The organism is Rhizobacter sp. P5_A1 (genome assembly GCF_056400745.1).
The window spans coordinates 1-9,231 of sequence record NZ_JBFUKR010000056.1 but is presented as its reverse complement, the minus strand read 5'-3'; the positions used below and the strand labels follow the sequence as shown (position 1 = coordinate 9,231).

At 70.0% G+C, this 9,231-nt stretch carries 9 protein-coding genes; 5 read left to right on the top strand and 4 right to left on the bottom strand.

All coding sequences use genetic code 11. The features are described from left to right. Window positions 1–189: 189 nt before the first annotated feature. The 4 genes from AC1DTW_RS27750 to AC1DTW_RS27735 all read right to left on the bottom strand — a co-directional run bounded on the left by AC1DTW_RS27750 (window position 190) and on the right by AC1DTW_RS27735 (window position 4,646). Window positions 190–696, bottom strand: coding sequence for a lysozyme inhibitor LprI family protein (locus AC1DTW_RS27750; RefSeq protein ID WP_477985207.1), 507 nt, complete (start codon window positions 694–696; stop codon window positions 190–192). Between the two features lie 424 nt (window positions 697–1,120). Further along, window positions 1,121–2,026: a c-type cytochrome gene (locus AC1DTW_RS27745; protein WP_477985205.1), complete on the bottom strand. Its 906-nt coding sequence runs from the start codon at window positions 2,024–2,026 to the stop codon at window positions 1,121–1,123. A 133-nt stretch (window positions 2,027–2,159) separates the two neighbouring features. Continuing rightward, window positions 2,160–2,903, bottom strand: a complete 744-nt coding sequence (locus tag AC1DTW_RS27740; protein WP_477985203.1) for a hemerythrin domain-containing protein — start codon at window positions 2,901–2,903, stop codon at window positions 2,160–2,162. 69 nt (window positions 2,904–2,972) lie between these two features. Next, entirely contained in the window at window positions 2,973–4,646 is a 1,674-nt protein-coding gene (locus AC1DTW_RS27735) for an NHL repeat-containing protein (RefSeq protein ID WP_477985201.1), read from the bottom strand. A gap of 291 nt (window positions 4,647–4,937) precedes the next feature. On the opposite strand from AC1DTW_RS27735, the gene AC1DTW_RS27730 reads away from it, so the two are divergent. From AC1DTW_RS27730 to AC1DTW_RS27710, 5 genes are all read left to right on the top strand, one after another. Beyond that, on the top strand, window positions 4,938–5,327 hold the full coding sequence (locus AC1DTW_RS27730) for a helix-turn-helix transcriptional regulator (RefSeq protein WP_477985199.1): 390 nt from the start codon (window positions 4,938–4,940) through the stop codon (window positions 5,325–5,327). A gap of 10 nt (window positions 5,328–5,337) precedes the next feature. Then, window positions 5,338–6,228: a methyltransferase family protein gene (locus AC1DTW_RS27725; protein ID WP_477985197.1), complete on the top strand. Its 891-nt coding sequence runs from the start codon at window positions 5,338–5,340 to the stop codon at window positions 6,226–6,228. Window positions 6,229–6,492: 264 nt separating this feature from the next. Next, complete coding sequence (locus tag AC1DTW_RS27720) at window positions 6,493–7,395, top strand: hypothetical protein (protein WP_477985195.1); 903 nt, start codon at window positions 6,493–6,495, stop codon at window positions 7,393–7,395. A gap of 28 nt (window positions 7,396–7,423) precedes the next feature. Then, complete coding sequence (locus tag AC1DTW_RS27715) at window positions 7,424–8,377, top strand: hypothetical protein (RefSeq protein WP_477985193.1); 954 nt, start codon at window positions 7,424–7,426, stop codon at window positions 8,375–8,377. 134 nt (window positions 8,378–8,511) lie between these two features. Continuing rightward, window positions 8,512–9,216 (top strand): PEP-CTERM sorting domain-containing protein, encoded by a 705-nt coding sequence (locus tag AC1DTW_RS27710; RefSeq protein ID WP_477985191.1) that lies wholly within the window; start codon window positions 8,512–8,514, stop codon window positions 9,214–9,216. Window positions 9,217–9,231: the final 15 nt, after the last annotated feature.

The following is a 9,231-nucleotide window of genomic DNA, read 5'->3' as shown; positions in this document are numbered from 1 at the left end:
TCGACTAACCCTTCGTGACTCGACTATCCCGAGTGCCACGCGATTGGATTGGAGCCCCGCCGAGCGGTTCGCATCCGGGCCCGCACGACTCACGGCATCTGCCGCGTGCAACAAGGCCGTCTCTAGAGTGGCAGTCTGCTCCTCGTTCAGACCTTCGACTCACTGCGCGCTTCCAAAACCACCGCACTGTCATCGACGATGAATACGAATACGGCTTGACAGGGAAGGAAGTCCCTCTAAAGGGTTAGGCCCCTGTTCGATCGCGATGGCGTAGGACCTTGCAAAGCTCTCAAGTTCATTCGCTCGATCCGCTGCCAAGCGTGCCTCGCACGCGGAAGCCGAGATTTCCTCGTGATCCCCTCGGCTTGGATTGCCAGACCGAACCACGAGGCCTTCGAGTTGGCACGATTGGCGACGATAGATAAGCCAAGTGCGCTGAGCGGCGACAAGGCTACGGGTAGCGTGCAAAGGCTGCCGATCACGATAAGACTTTGAGTAGTCGATGTCGATCTTATTCATTGCCCTCAAGACCCTCGTGTAGACCACGTTCAGTTTCTGCTCAGCCGCGACGACCTCTTGACGTGTGCATTCGGCCAGCTCGGTGGACGTGACCGGGTTGCTGCAATTCTCGCTGGCACCGGCGATCGACGAGAAGGCCAGAATGACTAGCAGAAGGAGACGCAAAGGGTGGGTCATGACGAGTTCAAAAGGGGCCTAACGTGTTTTCGACATCATGCGATCTTGCCAGGGATGGCACGCAATGGCGACGGCTGGCGCGATAGGACAATTTTCGATTGCCACATGCGGCCATCTTTGCGAACTGCGTTCACGGATCTTGGGCTTGGAGGAGAGCGCCCTTTGCAACATTTCGCGGTCACATGCGCGGCTGAAGGCGAACAGCAAGCGATCCGAAGCACCGGCGAGACTGAAGTCCTCAAGCGTATCGAATCGATGACATTCAGAAGGAAGGGCCCGCTTCAACCAGCGCAAGCGGACCGACGCCAACGCAAATCTTGCACGGAAGCGCCGGATCGGCGATCCGATCCGATCCGATCCGATCCGATCCGATCCGATCCGATCCGATCCGATCCGATCCGATCCGGCCGGCCGCGGGCACTGCTCAGCGCTGCCCGCTGCTGCGCGCCGGCACGCTCTTCAGATGCAGGTAGAGCGCACGCACGTCGGTCTCGTTCATCTCCTTCAGCCCCGCGAAGGGCATCACGGTGCTGACCGCGCTGCCATCGGGCCGCTTGCCGGTGCGGAACATCGCGAGCATCGCGTCAGCATCCGGGTAGTGCGCGAGCGCCGAGCCGGCGCCCGGCGTCAGGTTCGCGGCCGACGGCCAGTCGGGCGGCGCACCGGGGATCTTGCCGCCCGAGAGATGGGCGCCGTGGCAGCCGATGCAGGTGTTCGCGACATACGCGCCGTGCTCGAGCGTGACGGCCTCGGGCACGGGTTGCGCGGGCGGCAGCGAGTGGTCGATGCGTTCGGCGGCGTCGAGCACCACGCCGGCGGCGTAGAGCGCCTTCACCGGCACCGGGAACGAGATCGTCGCGCCGGCGCCGGCCGCCGGCGGCAGCTGGCGCACGTAGGCGACGATCGCGGCGACGTCGCCGTCGGTGAGCCGCGCGTAGTCTTCGCTGGGCATCACGATCGCGGGCCGGCCGTCGGGCTTGACGCCGTGGCGGATCGTGCGCGTCCAGTCGAGCGCGCTGTAGTTCGCGACCACCGAGCCGGGAGCCGACGTGATGTTCGGCGCGTGGATCAACAGCCCCTTGCCGTCGTTGAGAACGTCCTTGCCGGCGCCGTCGGCGCCATGGCATTCGGCGCAGTTGCGTGACTTGAACAGGTAGCGGCCGCGCTCGATGCTGGCGGCGTCGCTGCGGTAGGCGACCGCATCGAGCTTCAGGTCGATGCGGCGCTGCATCTTGCGTTCGCCGAGCTGTGCGCCGACGAACAGCACCACTGCGCCGAGGCCGACCAGCGACAGCACCGCGATGCCGCCGCGCTTGAGCCACTTGTTCATTTGGGTTCTCCCGATAAGACCAATGGATACGCCGAGCCTGCGCCAGGCGCGGCGACGATGCAACAGAAGGCGGCGATCGCGAGCAGCGTCACCGCGGTCGTTCCCGCCCAGCGGCGGAGCGCTTCGCCGGGCTTCATGTCATGTTCACCGACCCGGGCACCTGCGGTACGCCGACGGCGCGCGAGAGCTTGGTCCAGCCGCTCGCATCGAGATGCGGTTGCACGTGCGTCAGCAGGCCGAGAAAGGCCTCGGGCGGCGTCTGCGTCTTCAGCTCGTTGAACAGGCCCGCGCGTTCGGCCGGCGTGCTCGCGGGCACCATCCAGCGGGCGACGAGCAGGTGCTCCTGCGGCGCGAGCGTCGCAAGCAGGCGGTTGTGGATCGCGTGCAGTTCGGCGTCGCTGTAGTGCGCCCACAGCGCGGCGGCGTTGACCGTCTCCTCGATGTGCATGTGCTGGAAGTTCTCGGCCACGAACAGCGCCAGGTGGCGATACAGGCGCAGCGCGAGCATCGGCCGCGCATCGGCGTCGGCCGCGGCGAGCGCGGCCGACTCGTCGGCGAGCGCGGTGATGCTCTCGAAGTGCTCGAGGTGGTCGGCCGCGGTGCGCGCCGAGCCGGCCGGCTGGCGCGCCTCGATGGCCGCGTGCAGGAAGTCGTTCTCGTGCTCGATGTGGCTGGTGCACAGCGTCAGCAGCGCGTCGAGCTGGGCCAGCGTCGCGGCCATCTCGTCGGCGTCGTCCACGTCGAGGCGGCCGACGCGGCACAGCGTGTCGCACATCAGGTTGCGGATGGCCTTGTGGATCGGCTTGTAGGTGTTGTAGCGCTCCGGCGCGATGGCTGCGGTCGTCGTCGCTTGGGCAGAGGAGAGGATGGCGTTCATGTCGATGTTCCCTGAGTGGGTTGGGGTTCGTTCGGGCGGGGCCGCGCCGCGCGCGGCCCCGGGGGCGGATCAGTGCCAGTAGCGCGTCACCGCGAAGTCGAGGTCGCTGTCGTTGGCCGAGCCGGCGACGAGGCTGCGCACGGTGGGCACGCGTTCGTCGGCCTGCAGCACGATGGCGCGGCCTTCGTCGGCCTTGATGCCGGGCGCGACCGGGGTGATCGTCACGCCGGCGTTGCCGAAGCCGGCGTCGAGCGTGCCGTCGGTGTTGTAGCGGGCGACGACGTAGTCGCCGGCCGAGCTGCCGCCGGTGTAGACCCAGCCGGCGACGACGATGCGGCCGTCGGCCTGGACCACCACCGCCTGGGCTTCGTCCCAGTTCGTCGTGCTGACCTTCGTGATGACGCGGCCTGCGCCGCCGAAGCCGTTGTCGGCGAGGCCGTCGGCGTTCAGGCGCAGCACCGCGAAATCGTGGCCGACATGGCCGACGACGACGATCTTGTTATCCGCCGTGATCGCGACGCCGCGGGCCGCACCGATCACCGAGCCGAACTCGCCGTCCGGGCGCTCGCCGACCGCGAAGCCGAAGTCGACCGTGCCGTCCGCGTGATAGCGGGTCAGCACGAAGTCGCCTTCGCCGCCGGCCGCGACGATCTTCTGCTCGCCGTCGATGGTCTGCAGCGCCAGCGCGTAGATCGAGTCGCGGGCGTTGCCGCCACGGATCGGCGTGACGACCTGGCCGTTGCTGCCGAAGCCTGCATCGACCGAACCGTCGACGTTGTAGCGGGCCAGCGCGAAGTCGAGGCCGCGCGTCGCGCTCAGGGTGTGGCCGCCGAGCACGATCTTGCCGTCGGCCTGCACGACGATCGCGAAGGCTTCGTCCGCGTCGCTGCCGAACGAGGTGACGACCTTGCCGCCGTTGCCGAAGGCCGTGTCGAGGCTGCCGTCGGCGTTGTAGCGCACGAGCGCGAAGCTCTTGCCCTTGGGCGTCTCGTCGAGCGAGCCGGCGACGAGGATCTTGCCGTCGGCCTGCAGCGCCATCGCGTTGGCCACGGCGGCGCCGTTGCCGACCGCGGTGATCACCTTGCCGGCGGTGCCGAAGCTCGCGTCGATCGCGCCGTCGCGCTGGAAGCGCACGAGCTCGAACGCGTAGCCGAGCGCACCGTTGCCCCAGCCGGCAACGACGATCTTGCCGTCGCCCTGCACCACCATCGCCCGGGCGTTGTCATCGGTCGGGCCGACCGCGGTCACGGCCAGGCCGGCGGTGCCGAAGCTGGTGTCGAGCGAACCGGCGACACCGCGCACGGTCACCGTCACGCCTTGCTGGGCCGAGAGCGCACCGGCCGTGCCGGTGACATGCGCGTCGGTCGGCAGCGAGTGCGGCGCGGCGGCGTCGGCCGCGAGCGTCAGCGTCGCGCTGGTCGCGCCCTGCGCGATGTGCACCGGCGCGGCGCTGACGCCGGTCGGCAGCCCGGTGACGGCCACGTCGACCGCACCGTCGAAGCCGGCGCTGCGCGTGACGGTCGCATCGACCGTCACGCTCGTGCCTTGCAGGATCAGCGCCTTCGATGCCGACAGCGCCAGCGTGAAGCTCGCCGCGGGTGGCGGCGGTTCGCTGCCGGCCGGCGTCGTGCCGGGGGTTTCGCTGCTGCTGCCGCCGCCGCAGGCGGTCAGCGCGGTCAGCAGTGCGAGCGCGGCGCCGAGCAGCGCCCTTCGCGTGCTTTGAAACGGGTGGATCGGATTCATGGTTCGGTTCCTCGAGAAGTGGAGCGCCCGGTGTCGCGGAAGGAGTGGATGTCGTTCACCGGGTCTGAAAAACGACTGGGGTGAATTCTCGAAATTGCGGCGCATCGGCACATCGGCCGAAGGAGCCAATGGCCCATCCGCGAAGAGCCATGCGGCGCGCCGGCAGCGGGTGGGGGCTCTTTTAGAGCGGTCTCTTTTTGAGCATCGACGCGGTCGGCGCGGCTGCCTACGATCCGCTCCGGGTCAGAACAGGCGCATGCCGGACGCCCGCTTCAGGAGAGGGGAAGAACCATGGACAACTTGCTGATCGAATCGGCGCCGCACCGCGCGACCGGCCACCCGCCGGAGCTCGACGACGCGCTGCAGGCCGCGCTCTGGCAGGCGCTGACCGAAACGCTGGCGCGGCTGCGCCGGCCGGCCGTCGCGGTCGCGGTCACGCCGCGTGCGACGCCCATGGCGCCCTGTGCGACGCACGTCGTTCCGGTGCCGCTGAGCGCGCGCCAACGCCAGGTGCTCGCGCGCATCGCCGCCGGCGACAGCAACAAGCTGATCGCCCGCACGCTCGGGCTGAGCCTGCACACGGTCAAGCGGCATGTCGCGAACATCCTCGACAAGCTGAACGCGGGCTCGCGCGGCCAGGCCGCGGCATGGTGGCAGGCGAACCGCCCGGCGCCGGTCTGAGCGCGCTCGCATGCACCCTCGTTCAGCCGACGCGCTGCTGCAGACCGCGCTGGGATTTCGCGCCGCGCAGGCCCTGCTCTGCGCGATCGACCTCGGCCTGTTCAGCGAGCTCGCGCGCGGCCCGCGCACGCTGCGCCAGCTGCGCCGCGCGCTCGGCCTGAGCGAGCGCGCCGCGCCCGACCTGCTCGATGCGCTGGTCGCGATGGGCGTGCTCGACCGCGAAGGCGACGACGCGCAGGCCGTCTACCTCAACACCCGCGCCGCGAGCCACTATCTGGACCGGCGCAGCCCGGGCTACCTCGGCGGCGTGCTCGAGGCGGCCCGTGCGCAGGGCTACCGCCGCTGGGGCGAGCTCGGGGCGGCTTTGAAGGACTCCGCCGTTCCGCTTCAGCGCGACACGCGGCCCGCCGCAGCCGCGGGCCATCCGTTCGGGCACGCGCTCGGCGCGCTCGCCGAAGGTCTCGACGGCGCGGCCTGGCGTAGCGTGGCCTGCGTCGACCCGGCCGGCGATCAGCTCGCCGGCGCGCTCGGCGCGCGCTGTCCGCAGCTGCGCATCGCACGCGTCGCGCTGAACGCACCGCTACCGGCTGTCGACGCGATCGTGCTCGTCGGCGTGCTGGGCGAGATCGGTGTCGACGCCAAGCGCCAATGGATCGCGCGCGCCCATGCGGCGCTGCCCGCCGATGGCGCGCTGATCGCGGTCGAGCCGCTGATCGACGATGCGCGTCGCCAGGGTCTGCATGCCCTGCTGGCCTCGCTCGACGCGATGCTGGCGCGGGGCGGTGACGGCGTCGGCTTCAGCGCTGCCGACTTCGATCGCTGGTGCCGCGCCGCGGGCTTCCGCGAGACCTCGGTGCTGCCGCTGGATGCGGCCTGCTGCCTGGCCCGCGCGCGCAAGTGACGGGCTGTTGAGCGGTTGAACCGGCCGCGGCGAGCGCGGCACCGCTCCACCTTCATGCAACAATTCCGCAGCGGTTTCGGCGCGGCGCAAGCCGGCGATACCGCTGGCGACGCCCGACGCAGGCGCGCACCCCCACTGGTCCAGCAACCACGGTGAGCTTCCGGCCCCACGACGCATTCCATGCCTGTTGCGCCCGCCGCCCACGTTCGCCCCGCGCCGCGCCTGCGGCACCGCCCGGCCACGCGTGCGGATCTACCCGAGTGCATGACGCTGATCCCGGCCTGGCTCGCGCTCGACGACCCGACGCGCGCGGGCCTCCCGGCGCTGTGGGAGCGCCTGGTCGAGGAGCCATCCGTGATGGCCAGCATCACCGAAGACCTGGGCTCGCCGGCCGGGTCGCGAATCCTGTCGTTCGCGGTCGCGATGGCCATCACGCCGGCGCTGATTGCCGAGCTGGGGGTCGACGCAGCGCCGCAACCGCATGTCGCGCGGCGCGTCTACCGTGCCCTGATCGACGGGCGCTACGTGCCGATGACCGAGCGCGAGATCGGCCTGGCCAGCGCGCGCGCCGACCTGCACCTGCTCGGCCTGCATTTCGGCATGGCCAGCCGCGACTTCAGCGAGCCACTCGCGCAAAGCCTGGTCGTGATGGGCGCCGAGAGCTTTCGGACCGGGCTGTCGGGCTACAACCTGCGCGGCTTCTATTTCGAGAACTGCCAGTTCCACGAACCGTGGATGCTGACCACCGGCTTCCAGCGCCGCACCCACGCCACTGCGGCGCCCGACACCCCTGCGCCGGAGGACCGGCTGCAGTACTTTCGCGTCACCCGCGACGAGGCGATCGCGCATGTGCCCGGCACCAGCATCGGCCACATCTTCAACCACCATCCGCCGCGGTTTCGCCTCTCGCCTGCGCAGCGGCGCCTGCTGTGGCTCTCGCTGTTCGATGACAACGACGACGCACAGATGCAGCGGCTCGGCGTCTCGGCGCACGGTCTGAAGAAGCTGTGGCGCGGCATCTACGAGCGCGTGCAGGACCAGCAGCCCGACTTCTTCGGCGATGCGGCGGGCGATGACGAAGGCAAGCGTGGCCGCGAGAAGCGCCGCCAGGTGCTGGCCTACGTGCGCCAGCGGCCCGAGGAATTGCGGCCCTGGGTTCCGGCATGAGCGGCTTGCCGCCGGGCCCGCGCCGCGCATGCGATCGCGACCGACCGCGCGCGCCGACCTTGCCGAGTGCCTCGAGCTGCTGCCGCCGTGGCTGGCGCTCGACGCGCCGACGCGCGCGGCCCTGCCGGCGCTGTGGCAGACGCTGGTCGACGAGGTCTCGCTCGTCAGCGGCGTGATCGAGGACCATGCGCTGCCGCCGGGCCAGCGCATCCAGGCCTGGGGCGTCACGCTCGCGTTGCCGACGCCGATGCTGCAGCGCCTCGAAATCGTCACCGCCCCGGCTCCGTACCTGCCGCGGCGCATCTATGCGGCGCTGCTCGACGGCAGCTTCGTTCCGATGGACGACCGCGCGCTCGGCGAGGCGAACGCGCGCGGCGAGCTGGTGCTGTTCGTACTGCACTTCTCGATGCGCAGCCGCGACCTCGGCGACCCCTACGTCCACAGCGTGATCACGACCTCGAACGACGCATTTCGCAGCCTGCATGCGGGGCTGAATCCGCAGGCGATCTTCTACGAATCGGTGGCCTCCCTCGAGCCGATGCTGACGACCGCGGGCTTTCGGGTGCGCCGCTACCGCGACCCGACGCCGATCGCGCACCTCGCGCCGGAGCTGCGCCCGACGCTCGCCGGCCTGACGCGCGACGAGGCCAGGAACTGCCTGCCCGGCACGACCGCGCGGCAGGTCTTCGACCACTATCCGCCGCTGTTCAGGCTCAGCGCGATGCAGCGCCGGCTGCTGCGCATGGCGCTGTTCAGCGATGACGACGAGTCGATCATGCGCTCGCTCGAGGTCTCGTCGCACGGCCTGAAGAAGCTCTGGCGCGGCATCTACGACCGGATCGAGGACGCGGTGCCGGGCTTCTTCGGCGAGGCCGCGCCGGAGGCCGACGGCAAGCGCGGCCCCGAGAAGCGCCGCCAGGTGCTGGCCTACGTGCGCCAGCGGGCCGAGGAGCTGCAGCCCTGGGCAGGCACTGGCGGCTAGGCGCCGCGCCGGCGGGCCATTTCGCGAATGGCTCCTTCGGGCGATGCGCCGGCGCGCGGCGCTGCAGATACTGATGCACAGACGGCGCTGCCATGCGCCGTTCTTCATCACCACTGCACGAAGAGCACTACACCATGCAACCCAAGTTTCTCGTCTCGCAACTCTGCGCGCTGCTGGGCGCGCTGGCCATCGCCGCACCGGCCCGGGCCGACGACCATCTGATCGACTTCGGCACCTCGCCCGCCGACGTGCCCGCCGCCTGCGCCGGCGCCGGCAACGCGCCGAAGGCCTGCAGCACCTACAACGTGCTGCTGCAAAGCTACGGCGACGTGGAAGGCGTCGTCGACGTGACCACGCACGCCTCGCGCGGCGGCGCCTTGCAGTGGTTCAACACCGGCTACAACGAGCTCTACGGCGTCGCCTTCGACAACACGCCGAGCGTGAACGCGCCGGAGTGGGTCGACCTTGTGCCGCTGAACGGCGCGGTCGTGACGCTGACGCACTTCGACCTCGGCGGCTACTTCCACAGCATGCGCCGCAACGTCGAGCTCGATGTCTTCGCGCTCGGTTCCGGCACCCCGCTGTTCAGCCATCACGGCGCGATCGGCAGCAGCGGCAATGCGGTCGAGACCGGGCAGCACAGCGGCTTCGATCTGAACCTGAGCTCATCGACCGGCATCCGCATCCAGTGGCGCGACATCGACAACGCCGCGAACACCGGCATCGACAACATCGCGTACAGCGTCGCCGCGCCCGTGCCGGAGCCGGCCAGCGCGTGGTTGCTCGGCGCCGGCCTGCTCGCGACCGGCGCCTTCGCGCGGCGCTCGCGCCGCCGCTGACGCTCAGCGCTGCGC